The organism is Rhodococcus sp. G6(2025) (assembly GCF_058628105.1).
The window spans coordinates 5,059,099-5,082,164 of record NZ_CP179750.1 but is presented as its reverse complement, the minus strand read 5'-3'; the positions used below and the strand labels follow the sequence as shown (position 1 = coordinate 5,082,164).

Annotated in this window: 21 protein-coding genes; 8 read left to right on the top strand and 13 right to left on the bottom strand. The window is 69.4% G+C overall.

Annotated features, from left to right (window positions below; all coding sequences use genetic code 11):
• Nucleotides 1-3: 3 nt before the first annotated feature.
• The 5 genes from ACLIVD_RS23300 to ACLIVD_RS23280 all read right to left on the bottom strand — a co-directional run bounded on the left by ACLIVD_RS23300 (nt 4) and on the right by ACLIVD_RS23280 (nt 4,700).
• Nucleotides 4-882, bottom strand: coding sequence for a heme ABC transporter ATP-binding protein (locus tag ACLIVD_RS23300; protein ID WP_280780031.1), 879 nt, complete (start codon nt 880-882; stop codon nt 4-6).
• Nucleotides 879-1,952 (bottom strand): FecCD family ABC transporter permease, encoded by a 1,074-nt coding sequence (locus ACLIVD_RS23295; RefSeq protein ID WP_491930741.1) that lies wholly within the window; start codon nt 1,950-1,952, stop codon nt 879-881. Before ACLIVD_RS23295 ends, ACLIVD_RS23300 begins: the two co-directional genes overlap by 4 nt.
• On the bottom strand, nt 1,949-2,989 hold the full coding sequence (locus ACLIVD_RS23290; RefSeq protein WP_491930740.1) for a heme/hemin ABC transporter substrate-binding protein: 1,041 nt from the start codon (nt 2,987-2,989) through the stop codon (nt 1,949-1,951). Before ACLIVD_RS23290 ends, ACLIVD_RS23295 begins: the two co-directional genes overlap by 4 nt.
• A complete protein-coding gene (locus ACLIVD_RS23285; RefSeq protein ID WP_317570576.1) occupies nt 2,986-3,672 on the bottom strand; it encodes a biliverdin-producing heme oxygenase in 687 nt (228 codons plus the stop codon). Before ACLIVD_RS23285 ends, ACLIVD_RS23290 begins: the two co-directional genes overlap by 4 nt.
• Before the next feature lie 98 nt (nt 3,673-3,770).
• Nucleotides 3,771-4,700 carry an aldo/keto reductase gene (locus ACLIVD_RS23280; RefSeq protein ID WP_280780035.1) on the bottom strand — a complete coding sequence of 310 codons (930 nt, stop codon included), beginning with the start codon at nt 4,698-4,700 and terminating at the stop codon, nt 3,771-3,773.
• A gap of 236 nt (nt 4,701-4,936) precedes the next feature.
• Between ACLIVD_RS23280 and ACLIVD_RS23275 the strand changes: the two genes are divergently transcribed.
• The 5 genes from ACLIVD_RS23275 to mshC all read left to right on the top strand — a co-directional run bounded on the left by ACLIVD_RS23275 (nt 4,937) and on the right by mshC (nt 9,419).
• On the top strand, nt 4,937-5,782 hold the full coding sequence (locus ACLIVD_RS23275; protein ID WP_043788485.1) for an undecaprenyl-diphosphate phosphatase: 846 nt from the start codon (nt 4,937-4,939) through the stop codon (nt 5,780-5,782).
• A 40-nt stretch (nt 5,783-5,822) separates the two neighbouring features.
• Nucleotides 5,823-6,521, top strand: a complete 699-nt coding sequence (locus ACLIVD_RS23270; protein WP_011594100.1) for a histidine phosphatase family protein — start codon at nt 5,823-5,825, stop codon at nt 6,519-6,521.
• Between the two features lie 176 nt (nt 6,522-6,697).
• Nucleotides 6,698-7,291, top strand: a complete 594-nt coding sequence (locus ACLIVD_RS23265; RefSeq protein WP_005243068.1) for a DUF3090 domain-containing protein — start codon at nt 6,698-6,700, stop codon at nt 7,289-7,291.
• Nucleotides 7,292-7,294: 3 nt separating this feature from the next.
• Nucleotides 7,295-8,098: an SCO1664 family protein gene (locus ACLIVD_RS23260; RefSeq protein ID WP_317570578.1), complete on the top strand. Its 804-nt coding sequence runs from the start codon at nt 7,295-7,297 to the stop codon at nt 8,096-8,098.
• A 73-nt stretch (nt 8,099-8,171) separates the two neighbouring features.
• Nucleotides 8,172-9,419 (top strand): cysteine--1-D-myo-inosityl 2-amino-2-deoxy-alpha-D-glucopyranoside ligase, encoded by a 1,248-nt coding sequence (mshC, locus tag ACLIVD_RS23255; protein WP_283354452.1) that lies wholly within the window; start codon nt 8,172-8,174, stop codon nt 9,417-9,419.
• A 39-nt stretch (nt 9,420-9,458) separates the two neighbouring features.
• Here mshC and ACLIVD_RS23250 read toward each other — a convergent pair whose 3' ends face one another.
• The 6 genes from ACLIVD_RS23250 to ACLIVD_RS23225 all read right to left on the bottom strand — a co-directional run bounded on the left by ACLIVD_RS23250 (nt 9,459) and on the right by ACLIVD_RS23225 (nt 20,236).
• Nucleotides 9,459-13,616, bottom strand: coding sequence for a TIGR02680 family protein (locus ACLIVD_RS23250; RefSeq protein WP_491930739.1), 4,158 nt, complete (start codon nt 13,614-13,616; stop codon nt 9,459-9,461).
• Nucleotides 13,613-15,007, bottom strand: a complete 1,395-nt coding sequence (locus ACLIVD_RS23245; protein WP_491930738.1) for a TIGR02678 family protein — start codon at nt 15,005-15,007, stop codon at nt 13,613-13,615. Before ACLIVD_RS23245 ends, ACLIVD_RS23250 begins: the two co-directional genes overlap by 4 nt.
• Nucleotides 15,004-16,455: a TIGR02677 family protein gene (locus ACLIVD_RS23240; RefSeq protein ID WP_349307530.1), complete on the bottom strand. Its 1,452-nt coding sequence runs from the start codon at nt 16,453-16,455 to the stop codon at nt 15,004-15,006. The genes ACLIVD_RS23245 and ACLIVD_RS23240 overlap by 4 nt, the downstream gene beginning before the upstream one ends.
• A 302-nt stretch (nt 16,456-16,757) precedes the next feature.
• Nucleotides 16,758-17,921 (bottom strand): hypothetical protein, encoded by a 1,164-nt coding sequence (locus ACLIVD_RS23235; protein ID WP_280780039.1) that lies wholly within the window; start codon nt 17,919-17,921, stop codon nt 16,758-16,760.
• Between the two features lie 182 nt (nt 17,922-18,103).
• A complete protein-coding gene (locus ACLIVD_RS23230; RefSeq protein ID WP_280780040.1) occupies nt 18,104-19,225 on the bottom strand; it encodes a helix-turn-helix domain-containing protein in 1,122 nt (373 codons plus the stop codon).
• A gap of 171 nt (nt 19,226-19,396) precedes the next feature.
• Nucleotides 19,397-20,236 carry a class I SAM-dependent methyltransferase gene (locus ACLIVD_RS23225; RefSeq protein ID WP_491930736.1) on the bottom strand — a complete coding sequence of 280 codons (840 nt, stop codon included), beginning with the start codon at nt 20,234-20,236 and terminating at the stop codon, nt 19,397-19,399.
• Nucleotides 20,237-20,283: 47 nt separating this feature from the next.
• Here ACLIVD_RS23225 and ACLIVD_RS23220 point away from each other — a divergent pair, with 47 nt between their 5' ends.
• Both ACLIVD_RS23220 and ACLIVD_RS23215 read left to right on the top strand, forming a co-directional pair.
• Nucleotides 20,284-20,865: a helix-turn-helix domain-containing protein gene (locus ACLIVD_RS23220; RefSeq protein ID WP_007299039.1), complete on the top strand. Its 582-nt coding sequence runs from the start codon at nt 20,284-20,286 to the stop codon at nt 20,863-20,865.
• An 11-nt stretch (nt 20,866-20,876) separates the two neighbouring features.
• A complete protein-coding gene (locus ACLIVD_RS23215; protein ID WP_280780042.1) occupies nt 20,877-21,089 on the top strand; it encodes a helix-hairpin-helix domain-containing protein in 213 nt (70 codons plus the stop codon).
• A gap of 16 nt (nt 21,090-21,105) precedes the next feature.
• Here ACLIVD_RS23215 and ACLIVD_RS23210 read toward each other — a convergent pair whose 3' ends face one another.
• On the bottom strand, nt 21,106-21,906 hold the full coding sequence (locus tag ACLIVD_RS23210) for a helix-turn-helix domain-containing protein (RefSeq protein WP_280780043.1): 801 nt from the start codon (nt 21,904-21,906) through the stop codon (nt 21,106-21,108).
• Between the two features lie 65 nt (nt 21,907-21,971).
• Here ACLIVD_RS23210 and ACLIVD_RS23205 point away from each other — a divergent pair, with 65 nt between their 5' ends.
• On the top strand, nt 21,972-22,412 hold the full coding sequence (locus ACLIVD_RS23205) for a DUF3224 domain-containing protein (RefSeq protein WP_283335148.1): 441 nt from the start codon (nt 21,972-21,974) through the stop codon (nt 22,410-22,412).
• Nucleotides 22,413-22,426: 14 nt separating this feature from the next.
• Here the strand turns inward: ACLIVD_RS23205 and ACLIVD_RS23200 are convergent, their stop codons facing one another.
• A complete protein-coding gene (locus tag ACLIVD_RS23200) occupies nt 22,427-23,005 on the bottom strand; it encodes a carboxymuconolactone decarboxylase family protein (protein ID WP_283335147.1) in 579 nt (192 codons plus the stop codon).
• Between the last annotated feature and the right edge of the window lie 61 nt (nt 23,006-23,066).

The following is a 23,066-nucleotide window of genomic DNA, read 5'->3' as shown; positions in this document are numbered from 1 at the left end:
CGGTTAGCGCCGGTCGCGGCGGGGGAGGACGAGGGTCGCACCGGTCACCGGGTGCTCGATGACCTCGACGGGGTGCCCGTACACCCGGGTCAGCAATTCCTCGGACAGAACGTCGCCGGGCGGGCCGTCGGCGGCGACACGTCCCTGCTCGAGGACCACGATCCGGTCCGCGTATGCGGCGGCGAGCGCGAGGTCGTGGAGGACGACCACCACCGCGGTACCCTGCTCCGCGCGGGAGCGGGCGAGACGCATCACGGTCTCCTGGTGCCCGAGGTCGAGGGCGGCGGTGGGCTCGTCGAGCAGGATCGTCTCGGTGCGCTGCGCCAGCACCCGCGCCAGGGCCACCCGGGCACGTTCGCCACCCGACAGCGCGGTGAACGGCCGGTCGGCGAATGCCACGACGTCGCAGATCCGCATGGCCTCGGCGATCGCGGCGGCGTCGTCGTCGGAGCGGGGGGTGCGCGCCCACGGTGAGCGGCCCATCGTGATCACCTGACGTGCGGTGAACGAGAATCCGACCGTGTTCTGCTGGGGAAGGACCGCCCGGCGCTGGGCCATCTCGAGCGCCGTCCACTCGCCGAGGTCCCGGTCGTCGAGGTGCACGGTTCCCGTGTGCACGTCCTGATCGCCCGACAGCGCCGCGAGGAGGGTCGACTTGCCTGCCCCGTTGGGGCCGACGAGAACGAGGACCTCGCCGATCCGCACGTCCACGGACACGTCGTCGAGCACGGGCCTGCCCCCGCGGGTGACGGCGATGCCGTCCGCCCGCAGCGTCACGGCCCCCGAGGAGCGCGGCGGGGGCACCGGGTCGGTCCGTCGGAACAGGCTCTGCTCGATGGCCTCGCCGACCCGGGTGCGGAGCGGGTGGAATGCCGGACTCATGCCCACCCGCCCTGACTGGCCCGGGTGCGGCGCAACAACCAGAAGAAGAACGGCCCGCCGACCAGGGCCGTCAGCATGCCGAGCGGAAGGTCCGCGTTCGCCACGAGGGACCGGGCGCCCAGGTCGGCGAGGAGCAGCACGAGCGAGCCGCACAGCGCGCTCGCCGGAATCAGGGCCCGGTGGCCCGGCCCGGCGGCGATGCGCATCAGGTGCGGGACCACCAGGCCGACGAACAGGATGATGCCGGTGAAGGCCACGCTGGACGAGACGAGCAGGGCGACGATCAGCACGGCGATCTGACGCAGCCGCTCGACGTCGAGGCCGAGGTGCCGGGCCGCGCTCTCGCCGAGAGACAGCAGGTCGAGTTTCCCGGCGATCATCATCGTGGCGGCGATCCCGGCGACGGTCATCGGCGCCACCACCGCGACGGCGTTCCAGGTGGCCCCGTTGAGGCTGCCCAGTTGCCAGAACACGATCTGATCGCGCGCCGCGGGGGACGCGATGAACGTGAAGAAGGCGATGAGGCCGCCGGCGAACGCGTTGACCGCCACCCCGGTGAGGACGAGGGTGACCACCTCGGTGCGGCCCTCGTGCCGGGCGAGGACGTACACGGCGACGGTGGTGATCAGGCCCGCGACGAATGCGGCCGCGGCCACCGTCCACCCGGCCGCGAACGCGCCGCCGACCACGATGGCGGCGCTGGCGCCGACCGCGGCGCCTGCCGACACCCCGATGACGCCGGGTTCGGCGAGCGGGTTGGCGAACACACCCTGCAGCAGCGCTCCCGCGCATCCGAGCGCCGCCCCGACCAGGATGGCGAGGACCACGCGCGGGAACCGAACCTCCCACAGCGTCACCTCACCACTGGGATGCGCGGGCATCGGCCCGAGATCCAGTCCGATTCGGTGCAGGATGCTGCCGAGAACCTCTCCGGGTCCGGTCGGCACCTGCCCAATGCAGGCCGAGAGGACGGCGGCGACAGCAAGGGCGATCAGCAGACCGCCGAGAACGGCACCGGTTCGAGTGCGTGAGGAAGGCTTACCCGGAGCGTGGAGGTCTTCGACGGTCATGGATTGGCGGTCGGGTAGACGGCGTCGGCCAGCGCGCCGAGAACACGGCCCGTGTTGGGGCCGAAGCTGAGCAGCACCCCGTCCTGCATGTCGACGACGCGCTGGTTCTTGCCCGCCGGAGTCTGCGCCACCCCGGGGATCTTCTCGAGTCCCTCGATGCCGCCGATCGATTCGAGCCCGCCCGTCATCATCAGGAGGACGTCGGGAGCGGCGGCGATCAGAGCCTCGCTGGTGATCGGCGCGAACTGCTGCGTGATGCCCGATGCGGTGCCGGCGTCGACTGCGCCGAGCGCGTCGATCAGCGAGTCGGCGCCCGACCCGGGGCCGCCGATCATGGTGATCGCGGTGCCGCGCAGATAGAGGAACGCGATCTTCAAGGGATCGTCGCCCTGGGGGGCGCGACTCCGGGCGGCGGCGATCTCACTCTCGGTGCGGGCCGCGAGTTCGCGGCCCTGCTCGGGCACGCCGAGCGCATTCGCCACCGCCGTGATCTGATCGGGCACGCCCTCGAGGGTCCGCGTCGGATCGAAGAAGACGATGGGAACACCGGCTGCCCGCAGCTGATCCTGCACGGCCTGCGGTCCGATGCTGGTGTCGGTGAGGATCACCGTCGGCGCCAGGTCGAGGATGGCCTCGGCGTTGAGGGACTGCCCGCCCGGTGTCACCACCGGCACGTCCTGTGCGGCCGGGAACTCGGAGGCGATGTCCCGGCCCACCACGTTGTCGCCGAGTCCGAGTGCGAAGACCGTCTCGGTGAGCGTTCCGTAGCGGTCCGCGGTCACGATCCTGCTCGCGTCCGTGATCGTCACGTCCACCCCGTCGAAACTGCGGACCGTGACGGGCAGCACCGGCGTGGCAGGGGACTCGAGGGGTTCGGGATTCAGGTCGTCGAGGACCGCCGTGCGCGCACCGCCGGTGCCGCCGGCGCTGTCACCGGCGCCGGAAGTGCACGCCGTCACCGCTATCGCCGACACGAGAAGCAGGACGAGAACGGCGAACAGCGACCTGTCCGTGCGGGTCCGGAACACCGATCTCATCGTGCGAGGTACCGGTCGATGTCCGCTTCGAGGGCGGCGAACAGGTCGCCGTTGAGCCGGTAGGCGAGGTTGACCTCGTCGATCACCCGCTGCTGGTCCGCCGGAGTCAGGGGCGCGGCGTCGAGTTTCGCGCGGTAGGTGTCCTTGAACACCTTCGGTTTCGGGATCTCGTCGAAGATGTAGAACTGCAGGCCGTCGGTGGTGTACCCGTAGGCGCGTTCGAGCATGCGCCGGATGATCTGTCCGCCGGACAGGTCTCCCATGTACCGGATGTAGTGGTGCGCAACGAAACCGGCGGGCCACTCGTACGCCACCTCGCGGAGCCGCTCCACGTAACGGGTGGTGGCGGGCAGTGCGGCCACCGTCTCGCGCCACGACGGCCCGCGCAGGAACTCGAGATCCGCTTCCAGCGACGGAACCCGCAGCAGTTCGTCGTGGAGAAACGGCGACGCGACGGGGTTGCCGGTGTGGGTGCGCCCGGCGTCCTCGAGTTCGCAGTAGACGAGGTACGTCTGCGCGAGCAGTTCGGCGTAGCCGTCCGAGGTGAGTTCACCGGCGAGGAGGGCCCCGACGAAGCGGGACTGCTCCGTCTCCCGGTGAGCGGCGTCCGTCCCCGCCTTGATGCGCTCGGCGAAGCCGACGGTTCGGCGATCGGCCGCGTCGGCCTCGTTCAGCGTGGTCATGGACTCTCCTGCAGATCTACGGGCGTCGGCCGGTGGGCACCAGGTTAGCCTGCCCTGCACGTGAACTGCAGGTGCATGTCTGCCTGCTCCTGCACACGCTAGGCGCTGACGTCGTCGAGCGCCGCCGCGATCGCGGCGGGCAACTCCAGTTCCTCGGCGACGAGCACCCCGGTCAGCTGTGCGATGTCCCTCGCCCCGACGACCGCGCTCGCAACACCCGGACGGTCGCGCGCCCACGCGAGCGCGACGGCCAGCGGGGACGTGCCGAGCCCGTCGGCCGCGGTCACGACCGCGTCGACCACCCGGACGGAGGAGTCGCCGAGGTAACTCTGGACGTCCTGCGCGTGCGCGTCGTCGGCACCGCGGGAATCGACGGGGATGCCGTTGCGGTATTTGCCGGTCAGGACTCCGCGGGCGAGCGGCACCGCAGCGAACACACCGATGCCGTGATGTACCGCGGCCGGAACCAGTTCTTCCTCGACTCCCCGGGCGAGCAGCGAGTACTCCACCTGGGTGGCGACGAGCGTGGTGCCGCGGGACGCGCCTGCCGCGGTGGCCAGCTGCCACCCGAGGTAACCCCGCGCCCCGACGTACCGGACCCGGCCGCTCGCCACCGCGAAATCGAGTGTGGCGGCGACCTCGTCGACCGGCGTGAACGGATCCCAGGTGGCGACCTGCCACATGTCCAGGTAGTCGGTGCCGAGTTCGCGCAGAGTGGCGTCGAGCTGGGCGACGAGACCGCGCCGCGAGCAGTCGATTCGTGACGGACCCGACGGGTTGATCCCGGAACTCGAGCTCAGGACGAGTTCCGTTCGCGGCACCACGTCGTCGAGCAGTTCCGCCAGGATCCGCTGCGCCACACCGTCGCCGTACGCGGGCGAGGTGTCGACGAGCGTTCCGCCCGCATCGACGAACGCCGCGATCTGCGCCGCGGCCTCGTCGCCGTCCGTGTCCCGACCCCAGGTGAGCGTGCCCAGGCCGAGTCGTGACACTCGCAACCCGCTTGCTCCGACCGATCTCTGTTCCATAACCGCCTGCGTCTCGTACCGTAGCTGCAACCCCGGCGTCACCCCCGAAGATGCTGGTGCCCCCCGGAACCGGCCACCACAGGTGCAGAGTAGTGGGGTATCGCGGGGCAGGGGGTCCTGCCACGCCGGATTCTGCCGGAGGTCGCCCTCCCCGGTACCGTGGCGCCGGTGAATTACGAACGCGACATGGGAAATTGGCGTCAGAGCGGCACATTCGACCTCGGGACCGGTGAGTGATGGGCGAGGCGATGTCCTGGCTCCAGGCGATTGTCCTCGGTGCGGTCCAGGGATTGACCGAGTTCCTGCCGATCTCCTCGTCCGGCCATCTCCGGATCGTGTCGGAGATCTTCTTCGGTGACGACGCCGGTGCGTCCTTCACCGCCGTCACCCAGCTCGGCACGGAAGCCGCGGTGCTCATCTACTTCGCCCGCGACATCGGACGGATCATCGCCGGATGGTTCCGGGGACTGTTCCATCCCGAGCATCGCAGTGATCTCGATTACCGGATGGGCTGGTATGTGATCATCGGCACGATCCCGGTGGGTGTGCTCGGGTTCCTGTTCAAGGACCAGATCCGCACCGGTGCCCGCAACCTGTGGCTGATCGCCACCATGCTGATCGTGTTCGCGTTGGTCATCGCGGCGGCCGAGTACTACGGGCGGAAGGTGCGTCCCGTCGAGGACCTGCGTGCCAAGGACGGCATCATCATGGGTTCCGCCCAGGCGCTCGCACTGATCCCGGGCGTCTCGCGGTCGGGCGGCACGATCAGCGCAGGCCTCTTCCTCGGACTCACCCGTGAAGCCGCGGCGCGCTACTCCTTCCTCCTCGCGATCCCCGCGGTCGTCGCGTCCGGGCTGTTCAGCCTGCCGGACGCGTTCGAACCGGCCGGTGAGGGTCTCAACGCGAGCGGCCCGCAGCTTCTCGTCGCCACCGCGATCGCGTTCGCCATCGGCTACGCGTCGATCGCGTGGCTGCTCCGTTTCGTCGTCGACCACTCGATGTACTGGTTCGTCGGCTACCGCATCATCCTCGGCGTGATCGTCCTGTCGCTTCTCGCGACCGGCGTCGTGTCGGCCACCTGAGATCGGGCAGCCGGGGAGTGCACGACACTAGGCTGGGCCAATGACAGTTGTGCTGCTGCGCCACGGGCGGTCGACCTCGAACACTGCACACACGCTTGCCGGCCGGTCACCGGGAGTCGAACTCGACGACCGCGGCCGCGAGCAGGCGCAAGCCATCGTGTCCCGGCTCGCCGACGTGGCCATCGAGGAGATCGTGCATTCGCCGCTCGTGCGGTGCGAGCAGACAGTGGAACCGCTCGCCCGGGCCCGGGGCCTGACCCCCGTGGTGGAACATCGGCTGGTCGAGGTCGACTACGGCGAGTGGACCGGTCGCGAGCTGAAGGTCCTGCTCGAGGAACCGCTGTGGAAGATCGTGCAACAGCACGCGTCCGCCGCGGTGTTCCCGGGGGGAGAAGGTCTGGCGCAGGTCCAGGCCCGGGCCGTCGCCGCGGTCCGCGAGCACGACGCACGGCTCGCGGAACTGCACGGCCGCGACGTCGTGTGGGTGGCGTGCTCACACGGCGACGTCATCAAGTCGGTCCTCGCGGACGCCCTCGGCGCGCACCTCGACGGATTCCAGCGGATCGTCGCCGAGCCGGCCTCGATCAGCGTCGTCCGGTACACCTCCACCCGTCCGTACGTGCTGAAGATGAACGACACCGGCGCCGATCTGTCCGGAGTCAACACGCCACCGGTGTCCGGAGACGGCGCCCGCGCCGAAGTATCCGGATCGGTGCCCGGCGGGGAGGTCCGCCTGTGAGGATTAGGCGGACCCCGCCGGTGACGATTAGGCGGACCCCGCCGGTGACGATTAGGCGGACCCCGCCGGTGACGATTGACGGATAATGAACGCAACATGCTGCGAGGAACAGTCCGAGACGGAACAACGAGTGGGCAGCGCCGCAGTAGGGCCCGGCTCCAGCCGAAGGAGGTGCAATGTCACGCGCAATTCACGTATTCCGCACTCCTGACCGATTCATTGCCGGGACGGTGGGTGAGCCCGGCGACAGGTCGTTCTATCTCCAGGCAGTACACGAGGCGCGAGTGATCAGCGTCCTGCTGGAGAAACAGCAGGTCCAGGTACTGGCCGACCGGATGGGGCTCCTCCTCGAGGAAGTGCACCGCCGGTTCGGGACGGAGGTTCCCCCGGAGGGGGCCGAACTCGACGACGCGAGCCCCCTCGTCACCCCGATCGACGCCGAGTTCCGGGTCGGCACGATGGGCCTGGGCTGGGACGCGGACGCCGGAGCCGTCGTGGTGGAACTGCTCGCCGTCAGCGAGACGGAGTTCGACGAGTCCGTCGTTCTCGACGACTCCGAGGACGGACCGGACGCCGTGCGCGTCTTCCTCACCCCGTTGCAGGCGCGGGACTTCTCGTTGCGGTCCGAACGGGTCATCGCCGCCGGACGCGCGCCGTGCCCGCTGTGCGGTGAGCCACTGGCGCCGGAGGGGCACATCTGCATCCGGACCAACGGGTACCGCCGTGGCCAGAGCTTCGGCCTCACCCCGGAGATGGACGAGGAGGACTGACGGGTGCCTGCCGAGGAGTCCGATCCTCTGGAGTCCGGCGAGCTGACCCTCATCGGCCAGATCACCCACGCCAGTAACGCCACCCTGGTGTGCGACGCGGTCGAGGGCGAGACCACCGTCCGCTGCGTGTACAAGCCGGTCCGCGGGGAGCGTCCGTTGTGGGACTTCCCCGACGGCACGCTCGCCGGACGTGAATACGCGTCGTATCTCGTATCCGAGCAGCTCGGGTGGGGTGTGATTCCCCGCACTCTCCTGCGGGACGGTCCGTTCGGCCCGGGGATGGTGCAGCGGTGGGTCGACACCCCCGACCGGCACGCCGACGACACCGGCGGTCTCGACCTGGTCGACATCTGCGCTCCCGACGCCGTTCCCGAGGGGTGGTTCGAAATCCTGCGCGCCACCGACATGGACGGAGAACCGGTCGCGCTCATCCACGCCGACGACCCGCGGCTACAGCGGATGGCGGTCCTCGACGTGCTGATCAACAACGCCGACCGCAAGGGCGGCCACGCACTCGAGGGGCTCGACGGGTCCGTCTACGGCGTCGACCACGGCATCTGCCTGCACACGGAGAACAAGCTGCGGACCGTGTTGTGGGGGTGGGCCGGGACGGAGGTGCCGGGCGCCCTCGTCGTCGACATCGCCGAACTGATCTCCTCGCTCGAGGGCGACTTCGGTACGCGACTGGGTGAGCACATCACGTCCGGCGAGGTCGCCGCGCTGTACGAGCGTGCCGTGGACCTCCTCGCGGCACCGGTGATGCCCCGGCCGAACGGTCACCGGCCGATTCCGTGGCCCGCGTTCTGACGGAACCGTTCGGTGCCCGTGGGGGCGGCGGCTCCCTCCGAGGCGGAAATGCGGGTCCACTAGGCTCGCTCTCATGCAGTCTTGGTCCGAAACCGCTGTCCCGTCCGTTCCAGGCCAGGGGCCTCCGCTGCGGTTGTTCGACACCGCTGACCGGCAGGTACGTCCCGTCACTCCCGGACGCACGGCCACGATGTACGTGTGCGGTATCACCCCCTACGACGCCACCCACCTCGGTCACGCGGCCACGTACCTGACGTTCGATCTGGTGAACCGGATCTGGCGTGACGCCGGGCACGACGTGCACTACGTCCAGAACGTCACCGACGTCGACGACCCGCTGTTCGAGCGCGCCAACCGCGACGGCGAGGACTGGGTCGTCCTCGGCATGCGCGAGACCGCGCTGTTCCGCGAAGACATGGAAGCCCTCCGGGTGCTGCCCCCGCGCGACTACATCGGCGCGGTGGAGTCGATCGGCGAAGTGATCGAGATGGTCGAGAAGTTCGTCGCGTCCGGCGCCGCCTACGTCGTCGACGACCCCGAATTCCCCGACGTGTACTTCCGCGCCAATGCGACCGAGCAGTTCGGGTACGAGTCCGGCTACGACCGCGAGACGATGGACAAGTTCTTCGCCGAGCGCGGCGGCGACCCCGACCGCCCCGGCAAGGAAGATCCCCTCGACGCGCTGGTGTGGCGTGCGGTCCGCCCGGGGGAGCCGTCGTGGCCGTCGCCGTTCGGTCCCGGGCGGCCCGGCTGGCACATCGAGTGTTCGGCCATCGCCCTCAACCGCATCGGCTCGGGTTTCGACGTGCAGGGCGGCGGCAGCGACCTGATCTTCCCGCACCACGAGTACTCCGCGGCGCACGCCGAGTCGGCCACGGGCGACCGTCGCTTCGCCCGCCACTACGTGCACACCGGCATGATCGGACTCGACGGCGAGAAGATGTCGAAGAGCCGCGGCAACCTCGTGTTCGTGTCGAAGCTGCGCGGCGAGGGTGTCGACCCGGCCGCCATCCGCCTCGGACTGCTGTCCGGGCACTACCGGCAGGACCGCCCGTGGACCGAGCAGGTTCTCGCCGACGCCCACACCCGGCTGCAGCTGTGGAAGGACGCCGCCGCACTCGAGTCGGCGCAGTCGGCCACCGACACGATCGCCCGCCTGCGTCAGCATCTCGCGGACGATCTCGACACCCCGAAGGCGCTCGACGCCCTCGACGGCTGGGCCCGTCGCGCTCTCGACAACGGTGGCTCGGACACGAACGCGCCGGGCGAATTCGCCGCCGCCGTGGACGCCCTGCTCGGTGTGCGCCTCCGGCGCCCGTGAGTACTTGTCAACCGCCCGCGGTTAACAAGTACTCACGGGTCAGGCGAACTCGAGGGCACCCTCCGCGGGCGTCGGGACGCGCCTGCGGAGGGGCGAACCGAGCGCCTGCGCCAGGTCGGTGCCGTCGTGTTCGGCGAGTAGTTCGCCATCCGACCACACGAGCAGCGTGGCGCTGACGCTCTGCTCGGCTGTCGAGTGCGCCAGATCGTAGTGCGCGCACCCCGGCACGCCGCCGTACGTGATCCACAGGTCGAACCCGGTCATGAACAGGTCGAGGTCGAATTGCACGCTGAGGCCGAGCAGTTCGGCCCGGCCGTTGTCGTCGACGCCGGCGAACGCCTCGTCCAGCGCCAGCAGTCGCGGTGCATGGGGGTCGGCGGAATCGAGCATGACGTGCGCTGCGGCGAACAACGGCAGGTGCAGCGAGACGGACTGCTCGCCGCCGGAGAGTGCGCTGTGCCGGGCGACGGTCAGCCGGTCCTCGTTGCCGTTGCCGCTGATCAGGGTGAACGAGAACACCCGCCACCGCCGGTAGTCGAGGGCGGACGCCAGGATCTCCGGGTACGAACGCTCCGGGTGGGCTGCGCGGGCAGTCCTGATCTGATGGGCGAAGTGGGCGCGCATCGTGGCGAGCTCGTCCGGCCCCAGCGCCGAGGTGTCGCGCTCGAGCAGTTTGGAGATCGCCTTCGCGCTGTCGTCGAGGTTGTCGGCGAGCACCCAGTGGACCCCAATGGTGTTGCCGGACGACATCCGGCGCTCCCGCATCTCGGTGCCCATCCGGGCGATGAGTTCGCGGGCGTCGACGGTCCGTTCGTGGATCTGCTGTGCGAGACCCGTGAGCAGCGCGTCCTCCAGGATGCGACGCTCGGATTCGGTGAGCAGCAGTTCCTGATCGGAGCGAGCGGACGCGATGCGGGCGGCGAACTCGCCGATCGACGAGTAACCCTCGTCGTCCTGCACCTGCACCACGGTCACGCCGTCCGGGGCGTCCCACTGCAACCGGTAGTCCTGGCCGGCGGCCGCCAATTGTGCGTCGAAATCCTGCAGCGCGGTGGTGAGCGCGGTGCGCGTCGACTTGCGCGCCGAGTCGCTGACCCGCACCGATTCGGTGGCGCCGTCCAGTGCGCGGAACAGTGCGTCCACTTCGGGCGGCAGGATCGGGGTGTCGTCTTCGGCGTTCTGGATTCGATACACCAGCTGTTCGGCACTCATCCACGCCGCCGAGCTCGCCGGCCAGGTGTGGCCGCCGTCGACGCCGAGGAGTTCGAGTAGGTCGCGCCGGGCGTACGGCGCGAGGCGGGCGGCGTCGGCGTGCGTTTCGGTGAGCGCCAGCCGGAGCGTCTGGACGGCGGTGTTGTACGCGCCCTCGGCTTTACCGATGGCCTCACCCGCGTCCTTGTCGGCCTTGCGGGCGTCGCGCTGCTCCTTCTTGCATGCCTCGATCCGCGCGTGCGCCTCCTCGAGTTGCCGGTCCAACTGCTCGGCCCCCGCTCCCAGCGTGTCGCGCAGCGTCTCGAGGCGTTGGACCTGTTGCGCGAGAACCTCTTCGGCGATGGCAGCTTCTTCCGCGAACTCCTCCGCGCTGCCGCGCGCCTCGTGCAGTCGGTCCTCGGACTCGCGGGTGTGCTCCACCTCCTTGGCGTGTTCGCGCCTGCACCGCTGCACCATCTCGCCCTGCTTCTCGAAATGCCGGACGGCCGCGGCGAGCGAGTCGATCTCGCGGGCGACGTGGGGAGTCCGGTGCGTGGACGCAGTGGCCCGGAGCTGCTTCTCCTTCGCGGACAGGTCGGCGATGGCCTGGTCGAGTTCGCGACCGACCGCTGTCGCCGTGTCGGAGCGGCTGCGGAGTGCGCCTGCGGATTCAGTGACCTTCTTCAGCGCCGTGAGGATCGATCCGGTGCGGGGCAGGGCCTGCGCCGCCGCGGTGGTCCGCGACAGCAGCGCCGCTGCCGCATCCGCGGCCGCCCGGGTCTCGTCGAGGGTCGCCCGCGTTTCCTCGAGGATCCTGTCGAGTTCGGCGATACGGGTGGCGCGCCTGCGGGCCCGTGCGGTGGTTCCGATGTACTCGGCGTCCGATTTCGTGTGGCGTCCGCGCTGGATTCCCTGCCGGTACGCACCGTCTTCGGCGACACCGACCGGACCTTCGGACAGGTCGAGGGATTCGAGGGCGATGGACTCGAGGATCCCGCGCACGCGATCGTCGGGAACGCCCGTGTCCTGTTCGACCTCGAGAACGTCGGCGAGGGTCGTGCCGGTGGGCCGATCCCCGGCCGGAAGGGCCACGAGGAACTGTTCGGATTCGACGTCGGGGAGTGCGTCGTCGACGGGCACCCAGCCGTCGAGGAGATTCGCGGCCTGCAGTGCGGCTTCGATTCCTGCCGCCGCGGCGACGTCGACACCGTCGGCGAAGCGGACGAGGCGCCACAGCGGTGCACCGGTCAGCCGGGACCGGGCGTCCTGCCGGGCGGCCGAGAGCGGCGGGGCGTCGTCGTGCTCGGATTCGATGGCCGCGCGGGCGGATTCGTGTTCGGCGATAGCCTCCTCGGCGGCGGCGACGTCGCGGTCGTACTGCTGACGACGCAGCCGGAGCGCGTCGACGGCGTCCGTCGTCTGTTCGGTCAGCGTCTCCGACAGGGTGGCGGCGTCGTCGTCGCCGATCAGGCCGAGGGCGGTGTCCAGGGCCTCGAACAAGGAAGCGGGCGCGTCGATCTCGGCGTAGAGGGACGACTGTTCCGTCCACCAGGATCGGAGTTCGCCGGCGCAGCGGCTGCGGGCCGACTCGACCGCCGTCTCGGCCTCGAGAACGGCCACCTTCGCGGTGTCGAGTTGCTCCTGGCCGCGGCGTGCCGCCTCGTCGGCCCTGGTCCGTTCGGTGGCGGCCCTCTCGACGGTGGCGAGCGCGGCCCGGACCGCGCGGATGTCGCCGTCGCGTTCTTCGGTGTGCCCGCGCAGCGCCGCGGTCAGCTGGTCGGTGCGCGCGTTCTCGGGGAGTGCGGTCCAGGTGATTCCCGCGTCCTCGGCGGCGAGGTGAAGTTCGTCTTCGGCGTGGGTGAGCGCCTCGACGGCGCGTGCGACGGCGTCACCGGCCTTGGCGTGTTCCTCGGCTCGCTGTTCGAGGGTCGCCTTGGCCTTGCGCGCCTTCTCGGCCTGCAGTTCGGTCGACTTCTCGAGCGTCGAGACGGCCTGCGCGAGGTCGTCGAGTTGTGTCCGTCCCTCGTATGCCGTCGACCGCTTCAGCGCGTCCAGGGTGGCATTTGCCTGGTCGAGTGCGCGTTCGGCGGCGGTGAAGCGTTCTTCGGCGGCCGCTCGACTCTCCTGGCTGCGGGCCCGGTCCGCTGCCGCCCCATGGAGGGCGGCGATACCGGATCGGACGGCCTCCAGGCGGGTAGCGAGGTGGTCGACGTCCGTACGTGCCTGCTGGCGAAGGTATTTCGCGTACACGCCGACGAAGCTCTGTGCCGCCTGGTCCGCCGCCGCCAGCCCCTCGAGCGCCCGGCCGACCTCCTCCATGTCGCTGAACGAACGGGCGGCCTCGAGGACCAGTTGCTCGTCGAGCGGTCGCAGACCGTCGGTGAGTGCCTGCGACAGTCCCTTGGGGTCGAGGTTCTTCGCGAGCTGAGGTCGCCGGAGCGTGAGGATGAGGTTGATCAGCTGGTCGTAGCGCTGGACGCCGAGCCCGAACATCCGGGCGTCGATCGCGGCGCGGTAGTCGAGCGGCCGGTCGGTGATGGAGTCGGTGCCGATCTGTTCGCCCAGTTGCTTCTTCGTGAGCGGACGGTCGTCGCTGCCGAGCAGGGAGAAGTCGACGCCGACGCGTCCGTCGGCGACGAAGTACCAGCGCGTGACCTTGTCGTTGGTGCGGGTGGCGCGCATGCCGATGCCCACGGTGACGGCCTCGGGGTCGTCCTTCGCGCCGCGGCAGAACTCCATCCAGACGTACGAGTACGCGCTGTCCTGCCCGCGGTACAGGAGGTTCGACTTCATGGTGCGTTCCTCGCCGGCGAACGGATTGAGCCGCCGGGGTTCGATCCGGCCGTCGAGGACGAACGGGAACAGCACTTCGAGGGCCTTCGTCTTGCCGGATCCGTTGGGACCGCGGAGAACGAGGCGACCGTCGGCGAAGGAGAACTCCTGATCGCGGTAGTCCCAGAGGTTGATGATCCCGGCGCGGGTGGGCCGGAAACGCGCACTCGTCATGCTGTGACTTCCTCGCTGTCGTTCGCTGAGCTCTGGAACAGGTCGATCTCGGGTGTGCGGTCGCGGATCGTGACCACCACACCCCGGTAGCGGGCGAGTGCCGGGAGTGCGAGCACACCACCCGGCACGGCCGCGGTGAGGCGTAGCCGCTCGAGCAGCGCCAGCGCCGCGCGTCCCAGACCGTCCGGGTCCGCCTGCCACCCGGCGGCGAACGTGCGCCCGAACCGTTCGGTCAGTGTCCGGACGGTGCCGGCGATCCACGCGTCCTCGATGACCGGGAACAGCCGGTCCGCGGGGGCGGGGTCCGCGGGTTCGAATCCGTCGTGGCCGGCGAGGCTGTCGAAGATCCCGGACTGCGGAATGGCGCTGTCGACCTGTTCGATGAGGTCGTCGAACAGGTCCCGCGGCAGCGGCATCCGGGCCGTCTCCGGGGCATCCGGATCCAGTACGCGATCGGCGATCTCGCCGGCGAGCAGGAGCGCGACCTGCGCGACCGTTCCCGTCCCGGGGAACCGGACGTCGGACAGACGTCCGGAGGAGTCGATCATCGCGACACCCTCCTCACGCCGCTCCGCGACCAGTCCGGTGAGCAACTCGACATCGGCTGCGGTGCGGGGGAGTGCGAGTTGCATCAGCTCGTCATCGTCGAGGTCGGCGGCGTAGACCACGGGCCGTTCGACGAGAGCACGCCGGACCCGCCGCGCGGTCTCCTTCACATCGACCGGCCGGGCGGTCCCGAACTCGGGGGTGTCGTCCTCGGTCACCGCGTCCGCACCGGCGAGCAGTCCGCGGATGGACCGGAGGTGCTGCAGTGCGCGCGGCGGCCGGAACAGGGCGATGACGACGGACCTGTCGATGTCGTAGAGCGCCTCTCCCGCATCGGGATTGGCGGCCCAGCCGCCCGCGTCGCCGTCGGCGAGGGCGATCGCGCCGCGGGCGGCGAGCCAGCCGACGGCGTCGACGAACGCATCCCGGTCGGACGCGCGTTCCGTGGACAGGTCCACACCGTCGACCTGTGCGGCGTCGGCGGCCACGTGATCGGCGAGCTCGGACAGGGTGATCTGGTTTCCGGCGCGGCCGAGGGCGGCCAGCGCCAACGCGAGGTAGGCGTAGCGGTACCGGTCGAACGTGCGGTCGGTGGCCGTCTTGGCCGGGGTCCCGGCGTCGAGTCGGTCGCTCACCGTGAACAGCCGGGCGGTCGTCTCCGTGACTTCGAGTCGGTACCCGAAGAGCGTCATCAGATCGTCGCGTAATTCGGTGGCCCACCGGCGGAGCAGGGGGAGTGCGATGCGATCCGGATAGGTCTGTGTCACCAGGTGATTCGACAGAATGACGCGGGCGGCGCGCTGATACGAGTCGAGGGCGAGCGGCGAGATCTCCCGTGCCTTCACCGAACGCTCACCTGCAGTCCGTCGAGGTGCAGGCGTCCTCGGGCGGTGCGCACCACCGTCGATTCGCTGTGTGGGCTGAGGGTGAGCTTCACACCGTTCTCCGATCCTGTGCTGCTCTTCACACGGCCGCTGACCGGAACCCGCGCCGTCAGCGCGGCGTTGAGCAGACTCAGCAGCACGTCGGTTTCGGCCTCGTCGAGTTCCCGCTCGTAGACCCCGCCCCGGGCCAGCGACTGGGCGGCGGCGGCGCGAAGTCGTTGTGCGGTCAGCTGTTCCTCCCGCAGGCGGCGCACGCTGCCCTCGTTGCGCTGCACCCGTGCGGGCAGGCCGGGCGACGGGGGACGTCCCGTCTCGGCCAGCGTGCGGGAGATCTCGACGGGCTGGGCCTCCCACCACGACCGCGTGTCGGGAATGATGTCGGCGTCCGGATGCACCATCGACAGGTGGCGCGGACGCCCGAGGTCGAACACGGCCTGGAACAGCGCATGCGCGGCGTCCTCGGTCGGAGTCGCGGCGAACCAGCCTGCGAGGTGGCGTAATTGGCTCTCCCTGCTGACACCGCCCTTGCGGGTCTCGGTGACGCGGCGCAGCAGCGACAGGACGGCGGCGATGGCACTCATCGTGCCCTCGCGGAGGCGTTCCGACTCGCTGAGACCGGCCTCGCTCCCGACGAACCAATGCGTCAATCCCGCCCATCGCGCGCGCCAATCGGCTTCGCGCTCTTCGATGCCGAGGAACACCCGCTCGTCGCTGGCGGCGGCCCGCGCCACCATCGTCTCGACGCCGGTGTCTTCCACGAGCGCGATGGCCGCCGCGAGTTTCGGTGCAAAGCGTGAGAGGTCGGAGCTGAACTCGCGCATGTGCGTGAGGAGAGCGTCCTTGTGGGACATGAACGTCTCGGGCGTGATCTCCGTGGTGCGGACGAGGTCGCCGAGGGTCAGGTAGAACTGGGCGGCGCGTCCGGCCATGTCCGACAGCGTCGCGTCGAGACGGTTGAGTTTCCGGTACACGAGGTCGTTGTCGGCCGCACGATTCGCGGCGGCCAGGTCGTTCATGTCGGCGAGGAGGTCGGGCAGCGCCAGGCGGGACAGCGACGCGTCGTCGAGCCGGGCCGCCAGAGCGTCCTCGACGGCTCGGAACACCTGGTAGCCGGCCTGGCTGAACTGATAGACGAAGTGCCGGTTCCGGTATTCGGCCAGCGTGGCGGCGCGGGTTCCGTCGTAGCTGCGTTCGAGCACTTCCCAGACGTGCAGTTGCTCGAGCAGGGGAGTGACGTCGCCGGCGCCGAGTTGTCCGGACGGATCGTCGCAGGCGAGACCGTCCAGAATGCGGGCGACGTCGCCGGCGTGGAGCAGGACGACGTAGTTGGCGCGGGCGTGGTCGAAGGCCCGCAGCACCCACAGGTACTCCGCGCGCTTCTCCGCCGTGGTGAAGGCGAACAGTTTCAACCGGTCGTCTCGGAGTGGGGGAGCAACCGCCGAACGCGCTGCGCGCAGCCCCGAGGGGGACCGACCGGGATCGCTGCCTGATTCACTCACCGTGACAGGTTATGCGGTCGCCCAGCCGTCGAGCGAACGCCGTGCCGACGCGCACCACCAACGCTGGAATCTGAATCGGAACCTGACGGAACGCTGTAATTTACCGAATTCAGGTGCTCGGTCGCGTATGATCCACCCTCTGTCACCGATGTTCCATCCTCACGATCAACCCGCCTCACCCCGCCGCTGCACCGATGACGGGAGGCAGGCATTCAGAGGACGAACAGCACGAAGACGATCGCCACCAGCACGAGAGCCAGCCCGACTGCCGCGGCGACGAGCCAGGACGCCCGGGACGTCGGGTCGGAAGTGGATTCGTCGCCGGACTGCGCGACTGCGCGAGGTTCCGGTGGTGTCGCGACCGCCGTTCCGCCCGACGCCCGGGCAGGGGAGGCGCCCACCGCCGCGGCCGACGCGGGGTTGGGCGTGCGCGTCGCCGGCCGGCTCGCGGTTGTCGAGGTCGAGGGCACCGGCTCGCCGACCACGGCGTCGATCACCTCGGTGACGTCGTACGACGGCGGCAGGCCGATCGGGGTGACCCTGTGAGTGGTCGGGTTGAATCCGGCGGCGCGGATGGCGGCACCGAGCGCTGCGGTCTGCTCGGGACCCGGGCCGACGACACATCGCACACCGAACTTCTCACCGACGGTGTTCGCGAACCCGTGAATGGCCGCGGAGTCCCGCGCGATCAGGCCGTCGCCCGTGATGACCACGGCATCGAGGTTGCTGGGCAGCCAGCCGAACGCCCCGAGCGCGGTGGCGATCTGGGCCGTGGGAGAACCCCCCGAGGAGAAACGAAACGCCTTGCCTGCCTCGACGCCCGAGCGGATCAGCGCGACGGTCGCGCCGGTGTCGTCGACGTGATAGATGCCGACCAGCTGCCCGGGACGCTCCGCGATCTCGGATTCGAACCAGGCTGCGGCGGCTTCGGCGTCCGAGACGAGGGACAGGTAGGACATGTCGGCGTAGTCCAGGGCGTCGCGGAGCGCCGCGACGGCGGCCGAGTCCCAGCGGGTGGGGTAGGCGGCCATGATGTCGGGGGCGCCGCCGGTCCGGCCGCCGTGGTCGGGGAGAGGTTCGCACTCCCGGAGCAGGCACCGCATCGCGCCCGCGACCAGGTCTTCGGCGCGGTACCGCGATCCGTCACCGACCGCGACACCGGCCGGGTCGCCGACGCGGGGAAGGAACCCCGACACGGTGTGGGTGTCGCCGATCGTGTGTGGCGCCGACCCGCCGAGAATTGCGGTGCCGTCCGGGCACATGTGCAGGACGGTGTCCCGGACGATGACGACCGGATCCGGGGATCCTGGATCGTTCGACGCCACCACCGCGGTGGACACGACACTGCCGATCCTGAGCCCGACTCCCATGGACATGCAAGTACCCCTATTCGTTTTGCGAACGGATCGCGACTTCCGTCAGGCCCGTTCCGACTCACTCGGTGAGGCCACAAGATGTACATCCTGCTACCCGAGCACGCTTGTGCGCGCCATCACGCGCGGCGTGGCGTGGTCGTGTTGCGCACACTCGGGCATTTTCGCCCGCGGCGAGTGATCGGTCAGGTAACCGTCGGTGCGCCGAGGGCTGTTCTCCACTCGGTCACGTTCTCGGTCATCCAATCGAGGAGGTGCTCCGCCTCCTGCGGATGACGACCGGTGCCGGCGAGAAGATCCGCGAAGGCCTGGGCCGGGGCGACCAGACGAACGTTGTCGCGGAACAGGGTGCGCTCGAAGACCGCAGCCGATCGGGGAGTGGCGACGAGGACGTTGGCGCCCTGATCGACGGGGCGTAGCTCGAGTGCGCCGGCCAGCGCCTCGCCGTGGTCGGCGTAGATCTGGACCTGATGCGCCGGCGCGTATTCGACGAACGCCGCCGCGGCGAGTGACCCGGTCACCGCGTAGAGGTGGCCGGAGACCTTCCCGAGTTTCGCGACGAACGACTGCACTCCCTCGGGTGCGAAGTAGCCGACCGTGGGGCAGTCCTTGAAACTGGAGTCACTGCTCCAGGCGCGCAGCATCTGCTGCCACCGGACGCTGGTGATGGGGCCACGGGGGAGACGTTCGAGCAGATCGCGTTCCTCCAGGGTTTCCACCACCCGATAGGTCGCGCCGGTGGACGCGCCGGACAGTCGGACGAGTTCGGGGACCGTCAGCTGACCCGAATGATCGGCGAGGGCGCGCACGACCCGGGCGGCAGGATCGCCGGTCAGCTGGGCGGCCGGACGGCCGGGGCCACGCCACGGGTCGGCGTCGGCGCCCCGGTCGCGCACCCAGATCGCAGGCCGGTCCGCCGCCAGGGAGGTGTTGCCCGTCGCATCGGCGTAGGAGAGACCCCTGGCGTCGAGTTGACGGCGAACCGGCTCGGAAAGGTAACGGGCGCAGACGAATCCGCGATCGGATCCGGACAACCCGTCGGCGAACCGGGCGGCGTCGCCCGCGAGCACCCCCCGGGCGGGGATGACGGAGAAGGACGCCACCTCGCCGTTGGGTGCGCCGACCAGCAATCGTTCCGGCGCGTCGGCGAGGGAGCGGGACTTTCCGGACGTCAACGTCCAGCCGTGGGGGAGTGCGGCCTGGAGGGTGGCGATCGCCCGGCGGTAGAGATCGATGTCGCGTTCCGGCTTGGGAAACGGCACCTTCGGCTCGCTGCCTGCGAATTCGGCGTTCTCCTGATTCGGCACGTCGTCAGTCTACTGAATCGGTCCGAGACGGAACCGGAAAATACACCGAATGATCGTGGTCGGTTCCGAGCCTCGCCGAGTGGTCGGATCCCGCCACAACTCACCACTTCCACGTGGACCGGTTCCCACGGGCACAGACGGCGTGAGGGAGTTCCACTCCGTCCGTCGGGTTCAGGGGCGTCGGGCAATCCATACGGTCCGGCTGCCCCGCACCGTCAGATCCCCGCGGTGCAGGACGCTGTCGGGGTCGTCGTCCGCGAGAAGGTGATCGAGAGTGTCGCGGTCGTCGGCGGCAAGCTGTCCGTCGAGCGCGGAGCGAATGCGGCGCAGGAAGTTCTGTGCATAGAGTCCGGTGGTGGGTGGGGCCGGGGTTGCCTCGCTGGTGAAACTGCGCTCCTCGACGTCCACGAAACCGGCCCGTTCCACATGGGACCGCCAGTTCGGGTGCGCGTTCCAGTCCAACCGCGCCAAGGCCTCGTGGCAGCGCGACTCCAGGCCAGGGCGGCCCAGGTCGAGGTCGTCCGGCAGAAGGCGCGGCAGCGCGTCCATCTCGACGACCACCAGCACGCCGCCGGTATTCAGCGCACTGTGCATGTCCTGGAGCACCCGGTCGGGGTCGGCGACCTCGTGCAACGAGGAGGCTGCCCACACGACGTCCGCCGCGTCGACTGCGGGCCAGGCGACATCCAGATCGGCGTGCACGACGCTCACTCGGCCGGCCAGTCCCTGCCCGTGCGCGGCCGTGCGCAGGCGCGTGAGCATCACCTCGGACCTGTCGATCGCGATCACCTCTGCCGTGGGGAATTGCCGAGCCAGGGTCAGGCTGCCGACGCCCGTGCCTGCCCCCACGTCGACGACGCGGCGCGGGGTCTCTCGGGTGCGCTGTCCGACCCATTCGGCCACGGAATCCAAGTAGGACCCGAACACCTCGGCGTCCAGGTCCAGTAGATCCGCGAGCGCCGCCTCGTGCTCGGGAGTGTGCCCGCTGTGGTGATGGGAATGCTGTGTCATGGCTCCAGGCTAGCCACATCCTGCGTTGCACGCATACACTCTTGCCTATGACGCAAGAAGTCGGGTTGGACAGCGTGATCCGTCAACGCATCAGGGGGCTTCGGCTGGCCCGCGGCTGGTCACTGGACGTGCTCGCTGCGCGCTGCTTTCTCAGTCCGTCCACGCTGAGCCGCATCGAGACCGGCCACCGCAGGATCGCCCTCGACCAACTGGTCCCGATCGCGCGGGCCCTCGGCACCACGCTCGATCAGCTCGTCGAGTCCGTCGAGGACGAGGATGTGGTGATCCGACCGCAGCCCGAACACACGCGAGGCCTGACAATCTGGCTGCTGTCCCGCGAACGCGCGCTCCACGGCGCGACCGTGGCGAAGATGCGCATCACCTCCGACCGGCCCGCGGGCCCCGAGCATGTGAGTGTGCACCCCGGCCACGAGTGGTTCACCGTGTTATCGGGGACGGCCCGCCTGCAGCTCGGTGAGCGAACCATACTTATCGAAGCCGGTGCCGCAGCGGAGTTCTCGACCATGGTGCCGCACTCCATCGGCGCCCACGACGGTCCCGTCGAGATCCTCACGATCTTCGACCACGACGGGGAGCGTGCCCACCTGCACGCCGATCACAACGAGTAGAAAGGACGGACATGTCGTCTTCCGACACAACGGGTCAGACAGAGTTTCCGGCGAGCATGGGGAAGGTCTCCCGTCGTGAGCTCGCGTCCCACGGCTATACGCGTTTCGATCAACTGACGACGGTCACCGCCAAGGAACTGTTGAAGATCCACGGCGTCGGACCGAAGGCGATCCGAATCCTCGAGGAGGAACTCGCGGAGCGGGGGCTCGGCTTCGCGAAGTGAACCGAACCCGGCCGCCCTACAGCCGGCCGTGCGTGCGCTGATAGGTAGCCGGTGGTGTCCCGACCACGTGAGTGAAGACACGGGTCAGGTGAGCCTGGTCGCTGAACCCCAGTTCGTAGGCGAGCGCCGACCAGTCGATCCTCTCGCCCGAGTGGGCGGCGCCGGCCGCGTCGAGGATGCGGAATCGCTGGATTACCCACTTCGGGCCGATGCCGACGTACTCGGTGAACAGCCGTTGCAGGGTGCGCAGGCTGCAGCCGGCGTGTGCGGCGAGCTGGTCTGCCCGGACGATGTCGCGGTTGCACTGGGCGTCGCCCACCAGGGCTGTGATCTCCCGTCCCGTCGGATCCGGAACGGGATCGGTGCGGAGAAGGTATTGCTCGAAGGTGTCGATCATCTCCGCGCTGTCCGTGCCGGCGAGGATCCGCTCCGCGACCGGGCGATCGTCACCGGCGAGCAGATGCCGTCCGGGCTGGACGGTTCCCGAGATCGCGCCGACGCTGCCCTTCAGCAGAGGCCGGAACCCTCCGGCGTGGAAGGCGGCTCCCAGCACGTGGCCGTTCCCGGTCAGTGTTCGGTAGAACGGCGACCGGGAGATCCCGTGCACCAGCAACTGTCCGTCCTCGGCAGCGACATGAACGCGGGGCTGGGGCACCACCTGCTGTCGATGGGGCTTCGGCACCGACCACCTCACCAGCCAGTGGTAGTCGACGAACTCGGCCAAAGCCTCTCGGGGAGCGACCCGTTCGACCTCGAACCCCGGTGTGGCGGCCGTCGGGCGGACGATCGCCTCGGGGTGTCCTGGCACAGTCGACATTCGCTCATCCTAGTGTCGCGAATGTTCAAGAACGCCACGCTGCCTCGTACCTAGAGTCACGTGTCATGAGCTACTCACACACTGTACGAGGCAAGTTCTCCATCGCCGCGTGGTCGGAATCGGTAATCGTCGACATCGACGGCGAAGGCACGACCGCCGGCGACACCTACTACCCCACTCGCGGTGCCAACCGAGCGACCGTCGCGTACTCGTACTCCGGGGACATCGAGGGAACGAGCACAGTGGTCTACCTGATCGCGTACAAGGCCGATGCCGCGCCGGTGCTCGGCCTCGAGCGTTTCGAGGGCTCGATCGGCGGGCACGACGGGACGTGCGTGTTCCAGCACATCGGCAGCCAGGACCAGGGTTCGGTGTCGGCCCGGATCGAGGTGGTGCCGGGTATGGGCACCGGCGGTCTGATCGACCTACGCGGCAGCGCGGACCTGTCCATCGCAGGACCCGGCGACAGCGGCTACGAATTCGTTCTGTCGTACGACGTCGGCTGATATTTCGACGTCGCTCATGTCGTCGTGGGTGCGGCGAGGGGCTCGAGGCCACACGCCGTCGCGAAGCCCTGTGATTCGATGCCGAGCGCGGTGTTGGTGCGTGTCATGAGATTCGCCAGCGCGACGAACGCGGTCAGTTCCACCAGCGCGGCCGGGCCGAGCGCCTCGAGCAGCCTGGCCGACATTTCGTCGGTGACCGTCGGCGGGGTCTGGGTCATCGCTTCGGCGTACTCGAGCACATCCCGCTCCAGCGGGGTGAACACGTCCGACTGGCGCCAGCGGGGCACCTCGCGTGCTTTGGTCAGATCGAGCCCCTCGTTGTGGGCGTGGAAGTAGCCGAAGTCCAGGCAGAAGCTGCATCCGACCAGGCAGGCCACCGCCATGTGGGCGAACGACTTCAGGTTCTCGTCACACTGATCCCACTTCCGTGCCTGGCGGCCGACGCTGAAGCTGAAGTTCAGCACCTTCCGGTTGTGCCACGCGACCTCGACCGGTTCGGCTACCTCGCCGAGCATCTTGCGGGACATCCGCTTGACGATCGCGCCGTAGATGCCGGTCAGCTCGGCCTTCGGGATCCGGGTACTGCTGGCCATGATTCCTCCTCCGGTTGTCGTGCTCTCGACATGAGACACCGGCCACCGGCCGAATGTGACA